This is a genomic window from Kordiimonas sp., from assembly GCF_048260245.1.
Lineage (GTDB): Bacteria > Pseudomonadota > Alphaproteobacteria > Sphingomonadales > Kordiimonadaceae > Kordiimonas.
The window spans coordinates 1-23,640 of sequence record NZ_JBLXGZ010000028.1; the positions used below are offsets into that span (position 1 = coordinate 1).

The following is a 23,640-nucleotide window of genomic DNA, read 5'->3' on the forward strand; positions in this document are numbered from 1 at the left end:
CCAATCGAATAGGTAGCATCTTCACCGACACTGACCGAAAGTGCGCCACCAAACGTGGCTGCATCGTTGACACCGCTGACGGTGATCACAATGCTCTGCTCTGTACCGTCGGCCGCTTCAACCGTCAGCGTGTCACCCAGCGTATCGCCGGCACCCAGCGCCTGAACACCCGCCAAGGTCTCATCAAGGTCATAGACCCAGTCACCATTGGCCGCAATCGTCAGGTCACCATAGGTCCCGTTCACTGTCTCTGCCGTGAACTGGTTGGCACTCTCCGGATCCGTTACCGTCGCTGAACCACCAACACTGTCGGTGTCTTCGTTCAGGCTACCAGTCAGATTACCACCAAAGCTCGCGGCATCGTTAACACCGCTGACGGTGATCACAATGCTCTGCTCTGTACCATCGGCAGATTCAACCGTTAGCGTATCACCTAGTGTATCACCAGCACCCAGCGCCTGAACACCCGCCAAGGTCTCATCAAGGTCATAGGACCAATCACCATTGGCCGCGATCGTCAGATCACCATAGGTCCCGTTCACTGTCTCTGCCGTAAAGCTGTTGGCACCGTCAATGTCTGTGACTGTCGCTGAACCACCAACACTGTCGGTGTCTTCATTCAGGCTACCCGTCAGGTTGCCGCCAAAGCTCGCGGCATCGTTGACACCACTGACCGTGATCACAATGCTCTGCTCTGTGCCGTCGGCAGATTCAACCGTCAGCGTGTCTCCCAGTGTATCACCAGCGCCCAGCGCCTGAACACCCGCCAAGGTCTCATCAAGGTCATAGACCCAGTCACCATTGGCCGCGATCGCAAGGTCACCATAGGTCCCGTTCACTGTCTCCGCCGTGAAGCTGTTGGCACCGTCGACGTCCGTCACCGTCGCTGAACCACTGACACTATCCGTATCTTCGTTCAGGCTACCGGTCAGCGTACCGCCAAAGGTGGCAGCATCATTCACCGGATTGACATTGACGGTAACGTCTGCCGCAGTAGATGTAGCCGGATTGCTGCCGCTGTCGGCATCCGTCACCGTCACGCGAATAACACGGTCACCGTCGGTTGGGTCATCGCCCGCCGCATTATCGTATTGTATCGACTGCAAGAGAGTCTGTACCGCGGCTGTTGTAGCATCTGCGCTCAAAGTAATGATCAGACCTTCGCCTGTAGCCCCCGTCGAGCCACTTTCAATGGTACCGATGATACTGCCGCTGACCGAAACACTTGAACCAGCCGCTTGCCCGGCGGACAGACTTACGGTGCCGGTCGTATCGATTACCAACCTGTCTTCGTTCTGCTGGCCAGACTGGTAACTGACCGTGATGTTGCCACCATTGAAATTGCTCGAATCTGCATCGGTCACTGTGACGTTGCCGCCAACGTCAATTGCTGTCGCGCTGTCACCTTCGGTAAAGGTAAAACTGTCGCCGTCCAGATTGCTGACAATTGGCGGATTGGGCGTGACGGCAATGGTGAAACTGCCCGCGGTGTCTTCGTCGCCGCCATTCGCGGTGCCGTCACCATCGTTCAGCGTCAGCGTGAAGCCGCGGTCACCGATGCCACTTGGCGCCGAATAGACCAGGTTTTGCAGCAGCGTTTCAACGCGTTCCGGCGTCGCATTGGCATTGAGATTGATGCTGAAGTCATTGCCGCCCTGTCCGTCATCGGTTGCATCAACCACGCCAATCGACACACCTGAAACCTGAATGGTTTCGCCCGCGGTGACGGTACCGTCACCGCCAGAGGTAATCGTTGTTCCGTCTACTGCCCAACTGCCGTTAATGGTGCCGGTGTTTTGTGCGATAGTCAGGAAACCGCCATTGAAGTCAGCGGAGTCCGCGTTGGTGACGGTCGCATCACTCAGGTCGCTAACCGCTGTCGCGCCAGCGCCTGAAATCACTTCAGACGCGCTGTCACCAAATACATTGCCAACAACCGGCGCGTCATTAACGGCCGTGAGCGACACGGTCGATACTACGGACAAGGACGCGCTATCATCGCCGCCGTCGTCGGTGCCGCCGCTGTCTGTCATTGAGGTGACGGTCACGACACGGTTAGCCCCGGTGGTGGGGTTATCCGACGTATTCTCATAACTGATGCCATCCACAAGAGTCTGCGTCGCGGCCGCCGACATCGTGCCGCCGCTTAGCGTAACGGTCGCGGTGCTGCCTGATACGCTAACCGAATAGGTCAGACTGTTCGTTGCCGTTGTGCCGGTTTCGCTGTCGTCCAGCGTAACTGCGGTACCATCAATATTCAGTATTTCATTGCCGGTATCGGACACGTTGGTAACCGTCAGGGTCAGGCCGGTGATAGTTTGGCCAGCCTCAACGGTGGACGCTGCAACTGTATTGAACACATCCGAAGCAGAGCCGCCTTCTGTGAAGGTCGGATTACTGCCGGTGGCTGTCAGCGTTGGCTCGTCGTTTACACCGGTGACGGAAACCGTGGTTGAGCCGGTGTCCGTGTCTGTGCCGTCGCTGAAGGACCAGTCAAGCTGCACGCTCGCGCTTGGGTCATCGCTGGTGTTTTCATACTGAATATGCTGGAGCACGTCGTTGACAAGCGACGTGGTGGCCGCCGTTGCGGCTGACGTGAACGTAATCGTGAGTGTGCCGCCTGACACCGTATAGGTGGCGAAGGTGTCGTCGTCCGCAAACGTGTTGAGCGCACCTGCGCTTGCCGTGCCGGAGGTAACAAAGGTGTTGCCGCTTGTGTCGAAGCTGAAACTGTCATTTGCGTTGGCGCCGCCATTCCGGGCAATGGTGAGTGTCGCACCGCTGTAATAGCCGTTGCCGCCATTGAGGGCGTCAAGCTCCACGTCCGCCAAGGTGACATTGCTATCAAGCGTGACAGCCGTGCTGTCCTCAGTGAAGGACGGCGTGCCATCAAGCCCGGTAAACTCAGGCTCGTCGTTCACGGCTGTTATGTCGATATTGATAGTGTCTAGTATGACATCGCCGGAACCGTCATCGTCATTGGCTGTCACGGTTATGGTCGCCGCGTCGTCTCCGTTGACGTGTTCCGCACCGGTGTATTGGATCGCGTCAGTGTCATCGAGATAGCTGCTTAAGTCAGCGGCTGTGCCAACCAGCGAAATTGTTGTGCTGTTGACCAGTGTTTCCGTAACACCAGAGCCAACGCTCGCGCCGTCTGCCGGTGCGCTGAAGGTACCGCCGCTTGCCGTCAGTGTAACCGTGATGATGTCGCTGTCCGGGTCGTCAAAGGTAACGCCTGAGAGATCAACGGCGCTTTCCGTGTCTTCAAGCACTGTCACGTCATCTGGTATACCGGTGGCGTCTGGGTCATCATTAACGGCTGCCACTGTCACCGTTGAACTGAGGGAAAGTGTTGCCGTATCATCCCCACCGTTTGCGGTGCCACCGTTGTCGCTGAGGCTTGTGATCGTTACAACGCGGTCGCCTTCGGTTGGGTTCTCGCTTGTGTTCTCGTAAGACAGGCCTTCCAGAATGTTCTGGCTTGCGGCCGGTGAACCGCTTGAATCGGTGAAGGTGATGGTGGCTGTGGTATCGCTGACCGCCACGTTCACAGTGATCAACCCACCGTTTATGGTGTCTGACGTGCCGTTCGTCAGCGCGAAGGCTTTGCCATCTGCGTTGATAATCTCATTGGCGCCGTCGGTCACATTAGTAACGGTGATTGTGTAGCTGGCAACACCGTTACCATCGACCGTGGAAAGCGCCACACTGCTGAACAGGTCAACCGCCGCACCATCTTCGGTGAAGGTGGGGTCTTCCCCTGTGGCGGTGAGCGTTGGCTCGTCATTCACGGCGTTGATGGTAACCGTGGCTTGCTCAGTCGCGCTTGAGAAGGCCGTGGTGCCTCCGTTTGTTGAGGTATCCGCCGTATTGCCCGCAGTGCCAGTGCTTTTATCCCATGCCCGGTAGGTGATGGTGGCGGTGCCATTATAGTCGGCGTCCGGCACAAAGCGGATCAATTGTGTGCTGCTCCCGGACAGCGTACCATCCAGCAATCGAGCTGCGCTGGAGATATCGACCGAGCTGCCTGTCGTGCCTGAAAAACTGGTCCAGTTTGAGCCGTTGTCGGTTGAATATTGCCAAACACCATTGGTGTTATCCACGTTGGTAACCGCAATGGCTTCAACCGCGCTGCCGTCCACATCGGTGATTGAACCATCGGTCACGAGGTCGGCAATGCTGGTGCCCGTGTTGTTGGCATTGTTGGTGGCGTCATCGTCGCCATCGGCGCCTGAGCTGTCGTCATCGCCTGCGTCTTCATTGATGGCTGTCAGTGTTGGTGCGCCAGAATTATCAAGCACCGGCGCGTCGTTGGCGGGGGTGATGTTGATGGTCACCGTATCGGCCGTGCCGTCTTCCGTGCCATCGTTCGGTGTAACGGTCAGGGTTGCCGATGTGGTGTCGTTGTTATCGGTGGTGTAGGTGATGTGCGAGGTATCGTTCAGGTAGGTGTTCAGGTTGCCAGCTGACCCCTGCAACGTCATCGACGCGGTGCCCGAGGTTGCAATGGTCACGCCGTCGGTGGTGCCGTTACCGTCAACGGACGCGATGGTGCCCCGGTCCACCGCCAGCGTAAGCGTGATAGTGTCGCCGTCACCGTCTGAGACATTATATGCTGACAGGTCAATCGCCGTTGCGACATCTTCCACCGCCGTATCATCCGCCGGTGTACCGCCAAGCGCGGGCGCATTATTCGCCACGCTGAATACAATATTGTCGACAATAGCTTGCCAGTCGCCGTTTGAACTGGTGATGGTGAAGCTGGTAACGTTTGTCCAGTCACTCGGGCTTTCCTTATGTGTCGCGGAATTGGTGAAGTCGCCCGGCGCGGTGATGGACAATGTCGAACCCGCGTTTGGCGTCGCTGTATAGGTACCTGCAACCGTACCGTTCTCAATTCCGAAAACGAAGGAATCCACCTGCACCGCTGTATCAAAACTGATGGTCACCGTCGTAACGTTAATGCCATCAACCCTCACATAGTCTCCCACGAGGTCCATCACGGTAATATTGCCGAGGAGTGCATTGTCGGCTGCCGTTGCGCTACCCTGATCATAGGTCACGGTCATCGTCACGCCGCTTTCCGTCTCCTGAAACTGGTTGTTGGCGATGCTGTCGGCACCGCTTGCGGTACCGAGTGTGCCGCCAGTCATATCAAAGGTCGGCAGGGTGTGAGGGTAGCTGGCCAGCGCTTCCCGGCCAAAAGGCGGGGTGATACCGATATCCCATGTCCCGCCGGATGTTGCGGCACCAACCAGTTGGTCAGCCGCAAAAACAGAGGCACCCGTAAGCGCTTCAAGCGCCTTGACGAACCGCAGGCCTATCGCATCGCCTGCAACCGAGCAGGCCCAAAGCGCAATTTTAGAACCTGTATTTGTCAGCCTCATGACCATCGCCGCAAAAGAATGGGACGGCACGAGCGCGCTTACATCCAGACGTTCACCCCCAAGTGTGATAGCGCCGGGCTCACCGTGGGTCAGGATATGAAGGTCACCAACATGCTGGTTTGCCTCAAGCTCGCAGATCAGGGAGTCGAGCCCGTTCGGCGCAACGACATGCACGTCAACACAATCCGGCAGGCTGCGGCACAGGATATCCGCGTCCTTCACCGAGGCGTCCACGATCAGCGTTTGTCGCCCACTAGGCAATGACTGATAATCACTAACCGCTGCTTGATCCGCCGGGGCCGAGCCAACACGCCCCGCTCCTGACAAAGCAAGCGCAGCAGAGTCGTCAACATCAAGGTAAAGATTATATTCGTCACGCATAGTGAACCCCAAATTTCCTGTGTATATGTTGCGCCTTCGTCAGGCTTTTCTCATCGAGGCACAAGCCCCACCAATTAGCAAATCGTATCACAGTCTGGGCTACACGCCCTGAACTGTTTTAATCTTGGTCGCCCCCCGCACCGCACCCGAAAACAGATCAGACACCAAAGGCATACGTGCGCACCATGACCGACTGGTATCAATAAACACCTCCCGTTCGGACGACATGGAGCGATACTCCTGGAAAATAGCCCGCAGGATGCGGGCGCGCTGCCGGGCGTCCAGCAACTCAGATATCTCCGAACCGGCACTCATGATGCTGAGGTTAGCGTTAACTAGCGGGGCAAGCGCGCTTGACATTTCGGCATGAAAACGAGGGTTTTGCCGCAGCAACGCCGCCAGCAACGTGGACCCGGATCGCGGAAGCCCCGAGATAAAATGGATCAAACTATCGCCCACTGCTTTTCAACCTATCACGCAAAACACCCATCAATCTTCCCTCGCCACTGCAGCTTTTGAGGAGTCTACCCTCTCGAGAAATTTCACACCTGAAAACAAACTCTCATTTTTATTAAAACACGGCTAAATTTATAGCGTTAGCTTGAAACTCAGCGGCCTAACAGAGGAAATCTCCTTGCTGAAGATAATCTTAAGCACATCTTGTGTAAATCAATTTCATGAAAATTTCCTTTCTATTTCAGTTCTTTGTTCCGCTGAAATATAACTGCCCAATTATTTTCGTCAAAAATACACGATTTATCAATTGACTAACAATTGTTAATAAGCTGGGATGTACACCTAATGGTTTATTTTTGCATCCACGGGATTTATCAAGGGGAAGAGAAATGGAAGATAGTTATCTTGGGGTTATCGAAGCACTTGGTTTTCAATTTGCCCCCCGTAACTGGGCCTACTGTGCAGGGGCGCTAATCGCCATCGCCCAGAGTCAGGCACTGTTTTCGCTGCTGGGCGATCGTTTTGGCGGTGACGCGAGAGTTACGTTTGGCTTGCCCGACCTGCGGGGCCGGACACCAATGGGCCAGTTTCAAGGACCTGGCCTGACAGACAGGATCTTGGGGCAAAAACCCGGCGCAGAATATATTACACTTACCACCAGCCATCTGCCGACGCACACCCACTCGCACTCCTATGCCGGAGGTGGAGGTGGCGGCATTCCCGCCAGCCTTTCTGCCTCTGCCACGGCTGCGAAAAAACAAACCCCGGCCGACGGTGACTTCATCGCGCCAGCGGCAAATAATTTTGGCGCCCTGCAGGACAATATGTTCATCGCGCCAGCGGATATTACCAGCACTGTTGAACTCGGGGGCGTAACGGGCGGCGGCGGCGGCTTTGACCCCAACCTGTTTGCGATCCACGATACAGGTCTCAGCACACCGTTTTCGATTGTTCAACCGTCACAAACCGTCAACTTCTGCATTTGTATCCAGGGGCTGTTTCCGTCACGTAGCTAAGGCCAGTTTCACAGAAGCATCTGATTACGGATTATCCTTCAGGAGGTTGATATGCTGGATAAAATAACAATCGAAAAATTCAAAGACCTTACAGGTACAACGGTTGCGGTCACAGTCATGGACGGCCCCAACGTTTCACTTACACTTGAAGACGTAAAAGAACTGAAAACCGGAAAGAAGGAAGGCAGGCCGGACACTTGTCGCAAAAAGCCTTTCACTTTGATCCTTAGCGGCGCAAAAAGCCATCAGGCGCCAGACGGTATATATGACATTTCGTTTGAGAAAATCGGCGTTGTTGAAAGTGTCTACATCGACAACAAATCCGATAACCCTGAAAGTAGGGCTTTCAATGAAGCCAAGGCGGACGCATCGGGTGGCGGCGGGACCAGCAAGACAGGCTTGCCGAAAGACCAAAAGCAAGCGCCCGTCGAGGTTGAAGAACGTGTGCTGTACGAAATCAGTTTCAGTTAATGAAGCGCTGGTGACAACCTGATTATCAGGAGAATTTCTCATGTATGATACATATATCGGCGTCATCAAGGCGCTGGGTTTTAGTTTTGCACCCGAAAATTGGGGCTATTGCTCAGGAGCGATCTTAGCCATTAGTCAGTTCAGCTCTCTGTTTTCGCTGCTTGGCTGCGAGTACGGCGGCGATTGCAGAACCGTTTTTGGCCTTCCAGACCTGAGGGGGCGCATACCTGTAGGGCAGTTTACCGGCCCCGGGCTTACACCCAGGGTTATCGGCCAGCGGTTCGGTGTACCTTTGGAAGTCTTGACTGTTTCTCACATGCCCGCGCATTCACACAGTGTCACATATGGCGGCACTGGTGGCGGCGGCGACATTAGCGTGCGCGCGGCAACTGACCCAGCCAAAAAACAAACGCCGAGCGTCGGAGATTATCTCGCACCCATGGCGAACAATTTCGGTGCCTTGCAGGATAATATGTTCATTGCAAGCTCGGATGTTGCAACATCCGCTGAGCTTGGCGGATTTGATGGCGGGAGCGGTTCTTTCCAGAACACCTTTCTGACTGTGAATAATACCGGCAATCCAAGCGAATACGTTAACCCGACACAACCAAGTGCCGTGTTAAACTACTGCATTTGCATGATGGGGTTATACCCAGCCAGAAGCTGAAGATATATTGGCGCGGCTCGCACGAAGGGGCGACGGGCCGCGCCGCATATCTATTTTAGATTTACAAAAAACAACTCAAATGATTAAACTACCTTGTTTCACCATGAGACGGGGTAAGGGGGACTTTGTGACCGAAGAACTGCAACAATCGCTTGAGCTAGCGGATGTGTCATCTGATTTATTTGGCCCAGCCGTTGGTGCCGAATTTAAACTGGTCAGTGGCGAGGTATCGATGCCTGTACGGCTTGCGGACTGCAAGGAAAACCCTGACGCCATGGGGCCTGATACAACCCGCACGCCCTTCCTGCTTCTTTTCCAGGCGGACGAAGACAATAACCACCCGATGCAGCAGGCGAAGGAATTTCACGGCGCGATTGAGGGCTTGGAAAAAGGCACACTATCAGGGCTTTTGATAACCAGGACCTTACGGCCAATGAAAATGCCTGCGGGCGCCTACTATCAGGTCATTTTCGGATAACACGACACTTCCCCTGAGTTATGGATCGGAGACAAGTCATGATCAATGGAACGGTACCCCTGCCCCACGGCATCACGGCCCGCCCTGCACGGGCAAACGACAGAGATTTTTTGGCAAAAATGTATCGGGACAACCGGGATGATCTGCGCATGGCCAGTGCCGATACAGATTATATCGAGAACCTGATTGATATGCAGTTACAGGCGCAGAATGGCGGATATGGCGAGCAATTTCCAAATGCCATCTATCTGATTCTGGAGAAAAATGGCACCCGCATTGGTCGGATTACTCTTGACATAGGCCCGGTAGAACTTCGCCTGGTAGACCTTGATTTCATCAAAAAGGCGCAGGGCAAAGGCTTTGGCTCCAGCATCCTGCTGTGGCTGATGAAGGCTGCGGCACAAACCAAAAAGCCACTGCTGGTGCCCGCCCGCCGCGATGACTTCAGCATGGCAAAATTCCTGACAAAATACGGTTTTGTGGAAGACGAGACCATGTCAGATGATGTTTATGCCCGCATGAATTGGTTTCCAACCGCCGATGAAATTGCCGGACTGACGGAAATAAAGCCGCGGCCAGCAGTTCATGGCAGCGTTTAACGCTCCACCATCAAGGGCGAGAGCGAAACAGTTTGTCCGCTTGACGCGCTTTTTTGTGCAGCTTCAATAATCTTTATAACCATAACCGCTTGTGAGGCGGTGACAGGGACCTTCCCTTTTCGGCGCAGGCTGGAGGCTAGCGCCGCGAAAAAATGCTGATATCCGCCTATCTCTGTGTCAACCGGCATGCCTTCGGCTGAAGTCATATCGCTTGGTGCATATAGCATTCCAAAAGCAGCGGCATCCTCTGCTGCCCAACGTTCCTCAACTGGAGTTTGCCCTGACCGCAGACGCGCCTCCTGGGGGTCGAGGCCATATTTGATATAGCTAGCCGCTTCCCCTTCCACCTTGAAGCGCAAATTGGGCCCCGAGCAAAATGGGCTAGAGACGAGTACAGCCAGTATATCCTTATAATGAAAAGTCAGCCTGAACATGTCGTCTGTCACCGCTCCAGAACGAGCCGCAATAACCTGCGCGGTAACCGCCTCAGGCACCCCGAACAGCATGACCGCCTGATCAATGAGGTGTGGTCCGAGGTCGAATAAAATACCACTTCCCAGATCATCACTCTCGCGCCAAGTATCCTTTACTGCGGGGCGGAACCGGTCAAAATGGCTCTCAAAATACCGCACTTTGCCGAGCGTCCCGTTTTGGATAAGCTTTTTGACGGTCAGGAAGTCACCGTCCCAGCGGCGATTATGGTAAACGCTTAACACCAGTCCCCTCTCTCGCGCCAATTCGATCAGCGCCAAGCCATCCGCACTTGTGGTAACAAATGGCTTTTCAACAAGGACATGCTTGTCGCGTTCAAGCGCATAACGGGCGAAATTATAGTGTGTTTCATTGGGGGCTGTTATGAGGATCAGCTCGGCATCGCTGCGGGCAATCATTTCTTCAGCATCAGCGTATACCGTAACGTCAGGAAGGTTCTTATTGATTTCGGCCGACCGTGAAGAACTGATGGCAACAAGGTCGAAAGCACCATTCGCCATGATGAAGGGAATTTGAAACACTTTCGCTGATAAGCCATATCCGATAATCGCTGTTTTAATTGCTGACATTTCTATCTTCCCGTTCGCAGGAGCGTGTCCTGTGCCTGAGCGCTCATCATATTTGACAAGCGGGCCCGCTGATGACACTTTCCAAGCAATCTAGACATTTGCTGCGCAAAGAACAATGTGGTGGGTATGACTATGGGTAAACTTTCTCGTTGGCTTGTGCCCAGCTCACTTCTCATCGCCTCAACCATGGTTCTGGCATTCGCGGTGCCGCTGTTTCTCGCGGAGTTGATGCGTATCCCTGGTGAGCCAATTCTGAAAAAGATATCCGAGGGCCAATCTGTTTCGGACAAGGAACTGGAAGTGTTGGAAAAAGCACTCCAGCAGTCTCTGGCGTATCAACGCAAACCTTCAACATATTCCGAACTTGGCGCAGTTCATCTGGTACGGGCCAAACTATCGAAAGATACCGTCGAGAGGGCTGCGTCAGCAAATAAAGCCTTAATCAATCTTCAGGCTTCGCTCTCGGCACAGCCCTTCAATGCCTTCGCATGGCATCGCTTGAGTGCCGTCAACATCCTTCTCGGTGAGACGCACTACCATGACGCCGTTACCGCCTGGCGCAGATCTGTTGAAGCCGCAACCTTTGAGCCGTTTCTTCTGAATGCGCGAATTCATACAGGGATCATTCTATACGCTTTCCTAAGCAAGAGTGAGCAAGCCATGCTGCGTGAACAAATCAACTTCGCCTATGGCTGGCGACGTTGGGATATGTTTGTGTATGCGCGCGACCACGGGCTGCTTGACTGGCTTATCCTCCTGGGGACGGAAAACCAGAGCCTCGTCGACTATGTAAACAAATATCGCTAGGCGCATCGCCATCCCGACCTGTAGCGGCGGATATGCACGTCATCACGTTGTGACCCCTATCGCCACTTTAATCAAACCTGCTACACACGCCAGAACAAGAATACTCGCCAGCCAGATGCCGGCGAACCAAAGCAGTTTGCGCCCGGTGCCTCTTTCAGCATTTTCGGATTGCGGCATTAGTGATAGCCCTGCCCCGGCTTTACTTTGCCGCGAAACACGTAATATGCATATCCGGTATAGGCAAGGATCAGCGGCAACAACACAGCGGTTCCTATCAACAAAAATGCCAGACTGTCATCCGGCGCTGCAGCCTCCCATATTGTAACACCCATCGGTACGATATAGGGAAACAAGCTGATGCCCAGGCCAATAAAACATAAGACGAATAGCAGGATTGCCGCGATGAATGGCCTGTAATCCATCTCTCTGGACAGCCGACGCCAAAGCCACCAGGAGACGAGGCCAACCGCCAGGGGCACTGCCGCAGTATATAACACTGCCGGGAAACCGAACCAAACCTTCATGAACCGGGTATCGAGCGATAGAGTAGCGCCACTAATGAGCCCTATAAACACCACCGTGCCGACGGTGGTAAACCGAGCATAGCGAACGGCTTTTTCACCCAATCGGCCGTCTGTTTTCATAACAAGCCATGTGGCCCCCAAAAGCGCATATCCCACGACCAGTGCAACACCAGTTAACACACTAAAAGGAGTCAGCCAGTCCCACCAGCCGCCCGCATAGGCGCGGCCACTCACCTCAACCCCCTGAATGAAGGCACCAAGCGCCACGCCTTGACAAAAACTGGCGACAATAGACCCTGCGACAAAGCCAATATCCCAGTAACGCTGATGGCCTTTATCACGCCAGCGAAACTCAAAAGCCACGCCACGGAAGATCAACCCGAATAGCATCAACAGCACAGGGAAATACAGGGCTGGCATAAGAATGGAATAGGCTAAAGGAAACGTTGCCAGAAGCCCTCCTCCGCCAAGCACAAGCCAGGTTTCGTTACCATCCCAAACCGGCGCAACAGTGTTCATCGCGATATCGCGGTCTTCTTCCTCAAGAAAAGGAAACAAGATGCCAATACCCAGGTCGAACCCGTCGAGGATAACATAGATCAGTATGGCAATCGCAATCAGGAAAGCCCAGATCAATGGTAAGTCAATCATTGTAACCTCCCTCATTAATGTCGGATTCCTCATAAGCTGCAACAGGCGTCGTGCCCGCAGCCCGCATGGGCCGCCCTTCTTTGAGCCCATGTTCGTCCACCCGAGGAGTATGGGCCATCAATCGTAAAATATAGAGCGTACCTGCCCCAAACACGACAAAATACACCACGGCAAAGACCGCAAGAGACGTCGCCACCGCAGGCGCCGCAATCGGTGACAATGACTCAGAAGTTCTCAGCAAGTTATAAACGGTGTAAGGCTGACGCCCCACTTCCGTCACAACCCAACCGGCCAGCACCGCGACAAAACCCGCCGGCGCCAAAGCGACGGCCGCCCGTTTGAGCAAAATGGTATCATAGAGCCGCCCCCGAATTCTGACAACCAAGCTCCAAAGGCCCAGTGCGGCCATCAGAAAACCAAGAGCAACCATTATACGAAAGGCCCAGAAAACAATCGCCACCGGCGGACGATCCTCCTTCGGCCATTCCTTCAACCCCCGAACCGTCCCATTCCATTCGTGCGTTAAGATCAAGCTGGCCACATTAGGGATTTCCAGCGCGTAATCTACTTCTTCTGTTTGGTCATTGGGGAGGCCAAACAGCACCAAAGGCGCACCGGATGTGGTATCGTAAAGCCCCTCCATGGCTGCGACCTTCCTCGGCTGGTGTTCCAGCGTATTGAGGCCGTGCATGTCACCGGCAAAAATCTGAAGTGGTGCCACGACAGTGGCCATCCAGAGCGCCATGGAAAACATGATGCGGGCAGGCCTGTTCTTCTTGTCGCGCAGAAGATGCCAAGCCCCAACACCGCCGACAACAAAAGCCGTCGTCAAATATGCTGCAAGAACCATATGCACCAACCGGTAGGGGAAGGACGGGTTAAACACCACCTGCCACCAATCCGTAGCGACGAACTGGCCAACGTCGTTGATTGCATAGCCCGAAGGCGTTTGCATCCAGCTGTTCACACTTAAAATCCAGAAGGCTGAGAACAGGGTCCCAAACGCTACCATCAGCGTCGCAAAATAGTGCAGCTTCCGGCCAACCTTCTCCATGCCGAAAAGCATAATGCCAAGAAAACCAGCTTCCAAAAAAAAGGCCGATAACACCTCATAGCCGAGGAGTGGGCCAATCACAGGGCCAGCTTTATCAGAAAAAACAGCCCAGTTGGTACCGAACTGGTAACTCATGACAATGCCTGAAACCACGCCCATGCCAAAAGCGATAGCAAATATCTTTATCCAGTATCGGTAAGTGGCGAGATAAGCTTTGTCACCAGTTTTAAGCCACATCCCTTCGAGCACGGCCAGATAAGATGCCAGACCAATCGTGAAGGCTGGAAAGACAATGTGAAACGCCACGGTAAAGGCAAACTGTGCCCTGGCGAGTATCTCCGCGGTCAAAAATTCCGGCATACGGACCCTCCTCAACTATTGGCGCGTTTCTATCGCCTGCCATGGCTCAGGATAAAGCCCGTGGACAGCAAGTAAAGAAGCCAGTGTGTCGCACGGCTCCATCCCAGCAGGTTAACTGCCGCATCACAAAATCAGCACACTGTATGAACCACCGTAGCAAGCATTAGGTTGAAGTTGGGGGAATTAAGACAATTTTTACGATAGAATTTGACAATTTTTACGAAACTTGTACCTTTATCAGCGGCGACCTGTCCGATTTCGGGCAGATGAGATGTAGCTGATTTACGATTTTGTACCAAGTTGACGCCCCTATTGCCCAGCGTTTCGGGCGATAGGATTACGCTTAATCATCCTCGAATGATTGGTGTTGCACATGTGGGGGGTTAAAAAAATCAATGTTCTCTGCTTCACAGAAGCAGGGCTAGGTTGCTTTTGCGACAGTCCTGCTCTTGGCAGGTATCTGCGCTGCTTTCTCAAAAAAAGGCTCGGCAATGGTCTAGTTTGTCTTGCTCTGCATATCCTGATATGGGCCCAGATACCCTTCGTCATTCCCATCGTATTCCCGGAAAAAGCCGCAGCGCAAGATGCGCCGCCAGACATACCGGACCCATCCAAACTGGAAAACCAGTTCGACGATGTGGATATGCCGCAGTCAACCATCTCAATTACACCGCCAGATCGGATTAAACAGCAGCCGCCCCCCGACAGCAACGTCAGGTTCCAACTATCCAAGGTTACGATCAACGGCGCGCAAGCCCTTGCGCCTGATGCCCTTACACCTCTCTACGCGCCATTTTTAGGTCAGAGTATTTCCCTCAGCCAAGTCTATGAGTTAGCGGGCCAGATGACGGCTCTGTACCGAAATAATGGGTTCATTCTCTCGCGCGTTGTTGTGCCTGCACAGGAAATCGAGCATGGCCAAATCACCTTACAGGTTGTCGAAGGCTACATTGATACAGTTTCTATTGAAGGAAACATCAAACTTGGCCACAAGGTTTTGACCCGTCTAGGGGACCGTATACGTGCCTCGGTCCCCCTGACGGCCAGCGCACTTGAACGATACATGCTACTGGCGAATGATCTTCCCGGAATACAAGCCCAAGCAGTACTTCAGCCATCACCTACCAGTCCCGGTGCGACAAACCTTACAATCTTGGTCAGCGAAGATCCCGTCTTCTTTTACGGCACCGTTAACAACCGTGGCTCCAAGTTCAATGGACCGATCCAGATGCAGTTGGGTGCAAGCTTTAATTCGCTTTTCACCGCTGCGTCCAAAACCAGCGTTCGTTTAATCGGCGCCTCGCAGCTGGCTGAATTCAAAAGTGGCGAAATACGTCATGAGCAAGTTTTGGGCAGCGAAGGCACGACCATGACACTGCTCGCGCGTCATACCCGCTCTCAGCCTGGAGCTTCTCTCGCTGACCTGGAAATCAGGAGCCGTTCCACCTCAGGTGCGTTCATCGTTTCGCACCCGGTTATTCGGTCCCGTGCCAAAAGCCTGTATGTGCATGCCGGGCTTGATATACGGAACACTGAAACCACTATTTTAGGTGAGGATTTCACCAAGGACAGAGTGCGCAAAGTGACGACTGGCGCAAGCTTCGATTTCATCGATAGCCTGGACGGCGTCAACCTTGTCTCAACAGAACTGCATCATGGCCTTGATATCCTTGGCGCCAAGGATACTGGCTCGACAGGCATGTCTCGCGCAGATGCACAGACAAATTTCTTCAAAATAAACTTTTCTGCAATGCGGTTGCAGAAAATCACACGGCGCGTCAACCTTCTGATTGACGTTACCGGCCAATATACCAAAGACGCCCTCGCTGCTTCGGAAGAAATGGCAATCGGCGGTAGCCAATATGGCCGGGCCTTCGATCCTTCGGAAATCAGTGGAGATCGTGGCGCCGCCGGACGCGCAGAGTTGCGTTACGACGCGGCTGCAAATCTTAACTGGCTAACGCGTTACCAAGTCTACGCTTTTGCTGATTATGGGGTCGTATGGGACCACACAGACACTGGTTACATATCCACTGATCTAGGCTCGACGGGTGCTGGCTTGCGCCTGACCTTGAGCCGTAATATCTCCGCCCAGTTCGAATTGGCAACACCTATCAAGAAAACCGACGACTACGATCAACGCTGGGGCAGTGCCTTGCGCGGCTTCTTCGGTCTGAGCCTAAGGTTTTGAGGAGGACCACCATGCGGCATCATCAGGTAATACATCCGACCACGCACTTTGCTTTACTGAAGGTACGCTTGCTCACGGCCACCAGTCTTGCGGGCAAGTGCCTTGGAGCTATTATGGTCGGGGCAATCCCCCTCATGCCAGCCAGTGCCGACGGCCCTGTTTTGGACACGATCGTTTCAGGCGATGTGACCATCAGCAGACCAACCAGTATGGATACCAACATTCATCAAACCAGCGACAAGGCCATCATTAACTGGACAGATTTCTCCATCACAGCGAATGGCAGCGTCACTTTCGACCAGCCCAGTGCCAACTCGCTTATCCTGAACAGGGTAACCGGCGAATATCAGTCGGAGATACTAGGCCGCATGTCGGCCAACGGGCAGGTCTTTCTTATCAATCCTAATGGTATACTTTTTGGCGAATCCGCAAAAGTCGATGTCGGCGGACTGGTTGCCACTACATCTAACATTACTGACGAAGATTTTCTGGCTGGTCGACATCATTTCACGCCAATTGCAGCGGACGGCCACGTCATAAATGACGGCACTGTGACTGTGCGTGAAAGCGGCCTACTCGCCTTTGTTGCCCCCAGCGTGGAGAATAACGGCATTATTACTGCGCACTACGGGCGCGTAGATTTATCTGCCGGTAGCCGCTTCACCATCGACCTATATGGCGACAGGCTAATCCACCTCGCCGCCGATGACACCACAAGCCGAATTCTAGCCAACGCAGGCACTGTCATGAGCGACGGCGGAACCATCGTATTGCAGGCGAGTGCCGCCCGTGGTCTTGTCGATTCCGTGGTGAATATGTCGGGCGTGGTGCAAGCGAGATCCGTCTCCCAGAAAGAGGGGCGGATCATCCTGTCTGGCGACAGTATCAATGTCGATGGGAGTGTGGACGTCTCCCAGTCAGAAAGCCACGGTGATGGTGGCGAAGCGATCATGATTGCGAACAAACAAATGACCTTCTCCGGCACAGCCAGTGCCGCCGGCGGGCAGTTATCGGGCAACGGAGGGTTCATAGAAACATCAGGTCCAAAACTGAGCATCATGCCTGATGCACGTGTCGATACCAGCGCCATGAATGGCCGCTATGGCACATGGTCCCTGGACCCGGATACCCTCACGGTAGTGTCTACAGTGACCGGAGATAACGAGGTCGAAGCCGCCACGATTACAAGCCAGCTTGCGTCGACAAACATGGAACTTGCCGCGCGAACCAGTATTTCAGTTGACGCAGACATCGACACTGGCTCGCAAACGGCGGCAACCTCTCTCACGTTCCTGGATGAGGACGCCGACGGCGACCTCACCGTCAATCTCAACGCGACGATTACCCTTGGCGACAACCAGACACTTTCCGGCAACGCCACCGCAGTCAACATCTATAACGGCGGCGCAGTTCAAGACGCCGTGCACGTTATCGCGGACGGCGCATCGCCTACCAACCAGAATATCATAAATGTGTATCCCGGCACCTACGCGGAAGGCAATGCAGGCGTTACCCAAGCCGGTGCAAAGGGGGGCGGACAATACTTCGGCCTTCATGTCTACAAAGACAACATTCTGATTCAAGGGGTCACCGATGGCGGTGAAGCCATTAGTGATGCCGACGAGGTCCAAGCCACCCTGACGGCGCGCCACCAGGCGGGTTTTGGCGCGCAGCATTTCATATACGGCGATGGGATTAGCTTACAGGGCCTGTCCTTTAAGCCGACTTCCGGAGGCGACAACAAAACCCTTGAGGTAATCGGTGACAACTTTTCGCTACGCAATTCTGTCATAGACAACAACGGGAGCAATGCCGGGGTCGCTTTATACTTTTCAGAGTTTGGCGACGTTGAGGGCAAGAACAAGGATACCGAGAGTTTCCATGTGGAAGGGAATCGGTTCATCGGCGGCAGCAACAGCTATTATTTGCTAGCCATTGCAAATGGCAGCGGTGATGACAGCGCCGCAGAAAGCCGCATTATCAGCGGTAATGAATTTATTGGTGCAGGTAACGACGGTGAAAGCGGCGTCCGCTTCAATAGTTCTGTGAATGGTGTCGCATGGCTTCTTTCAGAAGTTGGCAGTGCTACAATTGAAAACAACACTTTCGCAGGCCTTAATGACCCAATCAGTGCACGCGGCAATAACCTGCCTGATCTTGATTGGGGCGATATTTTCAACAATAACAGCTTTGCTGACGGCGCTATCCTGACGCTTGAGAGCGAAGGCACGGCAGTTCGCACCACCCAAATAGAGTATGCCGGGCAAATCACCTCCTACTACGCCCTAAGCACAGATATGGTTCAAGCCGCAGGCACTATGCAGGCCGGTGACAAGGCCTTACTGCGGAACGGTACTTATCGGCTGGACAGCCCGTTACTTATCGATCAGGACAGCGTTTCGTTCACTGGGGAGAGTGCAGACGGCGTTATCATTGACGCGCGCAATGTATCGACTTCCATCGGCGCCGGAATGCTCGTGCATTCCGATGGGGTCAGCCTTGAAAATCTGAATATATTGGGTCCGACCGCCAATACCTACGGCCTGAAGTTCCGGCCTTTGAATGATGATCCTGACCTGATTTATACACTCAGTAATGTTTCCGTATCAGGCTCGGGCCGCTCTGAAATTGACCTATTAGGGGTGACCGGTGCCGTACTGACCAATGTTTCTGCCCTCGGCGCAGATACAAGCGGAGTGGGTATCTCCATAACAGATTCCCATGACGTCACCCTGACAAATATAACTACGCAAGGCAACCTATGGGGCGGTATCGGCATATATTCAGCAGGTCGCTACGCTGAAGGCGGCTCAAGCAATATTCGCCTCAGCGGGCAAAACAACCTCACCGAAGGCAATGCGCTTTACGCAGAGAATGATGTAAATTCTGACGGCAATCATTTCACAATTACCAACCTCGATCTGGAGGGCTATGAGTATATTGTGCAAAATGCCACCTCCCGTTCCGATGGTGCAGAATATACCTATTTCCAAGCGAGTGCCTCTGATGCTGTCGCCTTCGCCCTGGCGCTTTCCACACCGGAAGATTCCGTCGTTCGTCATAATAGCGCGGGCAGCATATATACCGATACGGACGGCGACTTAAATGTAGACGCCGATGGGCACCTCTATATCGGAGCCAATGATAGCGCGAGCATGTCGGTGCAAACCGCCGTCAACGCTGCGAAAGATGGGGACACCCTCTATATTGGCCCCGGCACATACAATGAACTCACAGATTACAGTGGCTCGGGCCTTGGTCTTTTGATCGACAAGACCGTTTCCCTGCAAGGCGTGGACGCCACATGGACGTCGATTACGGACTGGTCTGCGGTGCAAGCCACCATCATTTCCGGTGCAGAGTCAAATTGGGGAACCAACTTCTATGTGACAGGCACCGACGTCAGCATCAAGGGTTTAGGCTTTGAGGCCGCTGCAGGATCCAACGATACGGAATCCGCTGCCAACTCAGTAAATAAGGCTTTTGAGATCACCGCGAATGGTTTCATCATAGAGAACTCGGTGATTGCAGCGGCATCCGGGTATAATTTTGACGGAAAAACCAGCACAAGCCTGTATTTCGGCGATGGCAATGTAGATGACCTGTCCAGTTTCCGTGTCAATAACAACCGGCTGCATGGTGGCATCACAATCACGGACGGAGCGGGCGACAGCGGTGATGTCGACTTCACCATCACCAACAACACAGTGAGCGGTAATCACTTCCTACGTGTTCGCGGCATCGTCGACGACGTGGCCTGGCTGAACTCCGCAGCACATTCACCGACTACCATGGCCGGTAACGATGTCACCGGCGTCAGCGACTATATCTTCCAGTATTGGGGAAGCAACGTAGGCGCCGAACCTGATACTGCTTACGTTTCAGATTTCATAAACAGCAATACCGTGGGTACATCCATATATGCGCTGACATCAGACACCACACTGCGTTACAGCGACTACACAGAGTATGGCGGCACCGGTACGGCCTTTTTCCTTGAAAAATCATCCATTCAAGACGTTGCTGATATTGCCCAATCAGGTGACACAATCATGGTCGGTGCCGGAAATTATTTTGGTAATGTCACACTATCCCGAGACATCACATTGTCTGGCGCGCAAGCAGGGGTGGATGCGCGTAGCCGGAGTGGCAGCGGGGAAAGTATTCTCTCAGGTGCCATTGCAATAAATAGCACCGCCAACGGCACAACCATTGATGGGCTCACCATTCTGGACGGCGCCAGTATACAAGGTTCCAAAGCAGGCGTGTATTTAGCGTCCGGTGCAGGCGACGTGTCGCTGCAAAACATCATTTTCACGCGGACCGGAGATGTAGACGCTGATACCTATCGCGGCATTCTGAGCGTCTCTGGTGGCAACCACGACGGCATACGCATCAGCCAAAACAGTTTCTCTGGCTGGCATACAGGTACCTACATCAACCCTGGCGCTACCAACGTTCAAATTACGGACAATAGTTTCGATATCAACTTTGTCGGCATATCGATCGATGGGCCCGCAGGCGCGAATGTGACTGGCAACAGCTTCAGCGGAAACCTGTTTGAAGCGATTGGCGTAGGGCCAGGCGCATCGTCTCCCGCCATGACGTTGGAAAACAATAATTTCACCAACAATAAAATGCATGTCGCTCTGTATACGGACATGGTCCTCGACCTGCAAACAAACCGCTTTGGCGGCAGCAATCTTTCAGACCTTGGTCCTGATGAATTGCTGGAACTGGCAGGCCATATCGGTGATGGGCTAGACACCGGCTATTCAGGCACCGCTTCCCTACGCGATGGCTACATTTTCGTTAACACGACAAACAGTATTAATAATGGTCTCGAACTCGCCGCGAATGGCGATATCGTCATGGTAGAAGCTGGCGAGTATAACGAAAACGTTGTCATCAACACCGCTGGCATCACGCTGAACGGCGAGGAAGGCACCATCCTTCATGTGGAAGAAGGCACCACCGGCATAAACATTAAAACAGATAATGTAACAGTCGCTGGCTTCACGATCAGCGGTCCATTTGCCGACCTGTTCCCGAATATCGATTGGGATACGGTGTCAAATACGTTCGGCATAGTCGCCCAGAAAGATTCCACAGGCATAACAATCAGCGACAACACTATCCGGAATGTCAGGACAGGCATCGCATTTCACGGGAACAACACGGGAATCATCAGCAACAATACAATCGACAATACCAAAGGTTCCATCCTGATCCGCACCGACAACCTCGATATCACCGGAAATATGACCGGGGAAAACGGCAATGAATGGGACATTGTTTTCCTCAATAATGTTTCAGATGAGGCCTATACTACCTCACCTACCGTTGATGAGCATGCCTATGGTGCCGGAATAATGGCACTTTCCAACGCCAATGGCGGCATGCATGTGCTGGACCGCCGATATGGCTCCAATGGCTTTCTGGGTATTGCACTTGACACAGGCAACCGCTCTCATGTCTATGCATCTGCAGATTCCACTTATACATCTGAAGACGATTTCGATCTGGGCAATGGACTGGGTAACGCGCGGCAGCCTCTTGCGTCCATTACCGACGCGTCCAATGCCGCAGTTCTTGGCGGGATCATTCAGGTGGCTTCCGGCGAATACCAGGAACAGGCAGTTATACGCGGCGGTCAACAGATCATTTTTGACGATGTAACAGTCGATGGTCTGACTGTAAGTGAGGGAGTGGTACCGACATTCTCCGGTGAAGTAAGTACGGGCACACTCTCACTGGGAGACGGATTTATCCTCGGTGGTGACCTGACCATCAACACCACAGCCGATATCACACTGGGTGCAGTAGAAGGAAGCCATGGGCTTATCCTTTCTGGTACAGACATATACCTTGAAAGTGCCGGGACGATAACCGCGCTAGACAGCGTATCGATTGACGGAAACAGCATACGCCTCGGAAACATCACCACGACTGGCGCACAATATTATGACGGTTCTGTTCTGTTGCAGGGCTCCCTGTTTACAGCCGAGACCTGGACGGTGACCGGAGCAACAACATTGGAGAATGACGTCACGATCAATACAAGTGACGCGGACGGCAATATCTCATTCGAAGGGCAACTCGACGGAACCACAGCTGGAGCCGAAGACCTTAGGCTTGATGCCGGCACCGGCATCGTGACCCATGTAGACGCGGGGCAAAATGTCCGTTTGGGGGACGTGACAGTCATATCAGGGAATTATGACTCGTCCTCCGGCACGACAAATCTCACAAACCTGAACGTGACGGGAAACGATATCAGCGTGGGTGAAAATACCGTCAACGCAACCGGAACAGTACAACTTTCGGGTCGCAACGTTGTTGGTTCAATCAATGCACGGGATGTCAGCGTCAGTGCCGGACAGACAGCGACCCTGAATGTGACGGCGACAGACGGTGTTTCGCTTTCCGCCCGGCGGGTCACGACATCAAAAATATCCGGGGATAGCGTGTCCGTCATCGCAGACGAGGACGTCGAGGTTGACGTCACCGCCAGCACAACGGGCACCGGCGGCACAGTTTTGGTCCAAGGCGCGAACGTAACTGGCAGCCTTGTCGGGAATACGATCACTGTGGGAGCAACCGGAACAGCAACCCTTGATGCAGATGCGCAACAAGATATTGCCATTTCCGCGTCAACAGTCAGTGCTTCAAAAATCAAGGGCAGGTCAGTGAGTGTTGCTGCCGCCAATAATGTTCAAGCTGAGGTAACCGCCACCTCATCTGCCTCGGTCCAGGGCAATAATGTTAGCGGCAAAATAACTGCCCCCACTGCCGATGTAGCAGCTGGTGCAAACGCTGAAGTCGAAGTGGACGTCGACACACTGACGATTTCCGCCCAGAATGAGTCAAATGTCACCGGCACTGTCAACACTGTTACAGTCCCGAATGGCAGCACCAACATTAATGTGAATGGCAACGTTGTGGAAGCGGAAGCGGAGCCAGAGCCGGAGCCAGAACCAGAACCAGAGCCAGAACCAGAGCCAGAGCCAGAGCCAGAGCCAGAGCCAGAGCCGGAACCAGAGCCGGAACCGGAACCAGAGCCGGAACCGGAGCCGGAGCCGGAACCAGAGCCGGAGCCGGAGCCGGAGCCGGAACCAGAACCAGAACCAGAACCAGAACCGGAGCCGGAACCGGAACCAGAACCCGGACCTGAGCCCGAAGAGCTTGATAACGCCGTCACCACACCAGACAACGGCATTACCTCAGGCTCGATACCGGCCCAGGTCAGTTCGGGAACGCCTGCAGACCGGGCGTTTTCCAATACCGCCGGAAACGTGTTTGAGATGGAGTTTTCCCTTGGCATCGCTCCTGATGCAATCAATCCATCACAGGGTGCGGGCACAAGCAGCGAAGCAGATTCAGACGAGGAAAGCGAGCTACTAAAATTCTTGCGCGGTACGTGGTCCAACCTGACCGGAGGAACAAAGAATAAATCGTAAGATGAAACACCCGGCGAGAACCGACACAAGGCAGCCCGCCTCACCAGTGACCATCATTAGCTGCTTCAAATAAGGTG

At 53.7% G+C, this 23,640-nt stretch carries 13 protein-coding genes; 8 read left to right on the top strand and 5 right to left on the bottom strand.

From position 1 onward, the window contains the following. Together ACN0VM_RS13380 and ACN0VM_RS13385 are read right to left on the bottom strand one after the other, a co-directional pair. The coding region (locus ACN0VM_RS13380; protein WP_417451394.1) for a VCBS domain-containing protein at window positions 1–5,768 on the bottom strand (5,768 nt) is incomplete at its 3' end. 99 nt (window positions 5,769–5,867) lie between these two features. After that, on the bottom strand, window positions 5,868–6,227 hold the full coding sequence (locus ACN0VM_RS13385) for a sulfotransferase (RefSeq protein WP_417451395.1): 360 nt from the start codon (window positions 6,225–6,227) through the stop codon (window positions 5,868–5,870). A 386-nt stretch (window positions 6,228–6,613) separates the two neighbouring features. Between ACN0VM_RS13385 and ACN0VM_RS13390 the strand changes: the two genes are divergently transcribed. The 5 genes from ACN0VM_RS13390 (at window position 6,614) to ACN0VM_RS13410 (ending at window position 9,455) form a co-directional block, all read left to right on the top strand. Then, complete coding sequence (locus ACN0VM_RS13390) at window positions 6,614–7,240, top strand: phage tail protein (RefSeq protein WP_417451396.1); 627 nt, start codon at window positions 6,614–6,616, stop codon at window positions 7,238–7,240. Between the two features lie 51 nt (window positions 7,241–7,291). Further along, window positions 7,292–7,711, top strand: a complete 420-nt coding sequence (locus ACN0VM_RS13395; protein WP_417451397.1) for a DUF6916 family protein — start codon at window positions 7,292–7,294, stop codon at window positions 7,709–7,711. 40 nt (window positions 7,712–7,751) lie between these two features. Continuing rightward, the gene (locus tag ACN0VM_RS13400) at window positions 7,752–8,378 is read left to right on the top strand and encodes a phage tail protein (protein WP_417451398.1); all 627 of its coding nucleotides are present in this window, start codon (window positions 7,752–7,754) and stop codon (window positions 8,376–8,378) included. A 127-nt stretch (window positions 8,379–8,505) separates the two neighbouring features. Beyond that, window positions 8,506–8,856, top strand: coding sequence for a hypothetical protein (locus ACN0VM_RS13405; protein WP_417451399.1), 351 nt, complete (start codon window positions 8,506–8,508; stop codon window positions 8,854–8,856). 38 nt (window positions 8,857–8,894) lie between these two features. Next, a complete protein-coding gene (locus ACN0VM_RS13410; protein WP_417451400.1) occupies window positions 8,895–9,455 on the top strand; it encodes a GNAT family N-acetyltransferase in 561 nt (186 codons plus the stop codon). Here ACN0VM_RS13410 and ACN0VM_RS13415 read toward each other — a convergent pair. Beyond that, on the bottom strand, window positions 9,452–10,516 hold the full coding sequence (locus ACN0VM_RS13415; protein WP_417451401.1) for an oxidoreductase: 1,065 nt from the start codon (window positions 10,514–10,516) through the stop codon (window positions 9,452–9,454). The two genes, ACN0VM_RS13410 and ACN0VM_RS13415, sit on opposite strands and share 4 nt — an antisense overlap. A 132-nt stretch (window positions 10,517–10,648) precedes the next feature. Between ACN0VM_RS13415 and ACN0VM_RS13420 the strand changes: the two genes are divergently transcribed. Further along, the gene (locus ACN0VM_RS13420) at window positions 10,649–11,323 is read left to right on the top strand and encodes a hypothetical protein (RefSeq protein WP_417451402.1); all 675 of its coding nucleotides are present in this window, start codon (window positions 10,649–10,651) and stop codon (window positions 11,321–11,323) included. A gap of 176 nt (window positions 11,324–11,499) precedes the next feature. Here ACN0VM_RS13420 and cydB read toward each other — a convergent pair whose 3' ends face one another. Both cydB and ACN0VM_RS13430 read right to left on the bottom strand, forming a co-directional pair. Continuing rightward, complete coding sequence (cydB, locus tag ACN0VM_RS13425; protein WP_417451403.1) at window positions 11,500–12,498, bottom strand: cytochrome d ubiquinol oxidase subunit II; 999 nt, start codon at window positions 12,496–12,498, stop codon at window positions 11,500–11,502. Beyond that, on the bottom strand, window positions 12,491–13,912 hold the full coding sequence (locus ACN0VM_RS13430; RefSeq protein WP_417451404.1) for a cytochrome ubiquinol oxidase subunit I: 1,422 nt from the start codon (window positions 13,910–13,912) through the stop codon (window positions 12,491–12,493). Before ACN0VM_RS13430 ends, cydB begins: the two co-directional genes overlap by 8 nt. A 373-nt stretch (window positions 13,913–14,285) precedes the next feature. Between ACN0VM_RS13430 and ACN0VM_RS13435 the strand changes: the two genes are divergently transcribed. Further along, window positions 14,286–16,103 carry a ShlB/FhaC/HecB family hemolysin secretion/activation protein gene (locus ACN0VM_RS13435; protein WP_417451405.1) on the top strand — a complete coding sequence of 606 codons (1,818 nt, stop codon included), beginning with the start codon at window positions 14,286–14,288 and terminating at the stop codon, window positions 16,101–16,103. Between the two features lie 11 nt (window positions 16,104–16,114). Beyond that, the gene (locus ACN0VM_RS13440; protein WP_417451406.1) at window positions 16,115–23,563 is read left to right on the top strand and encodes a filamentous hemagglutinin N-terminal domain-containing protein; all 7,449 of its coding nucleotides are present in this window, start codon (window positions 16,115–16,117) and stop codon (window positions 23,561–23,563) included. Window positions 23,564–23,640 lie beyond the last annotated feature (77 nt).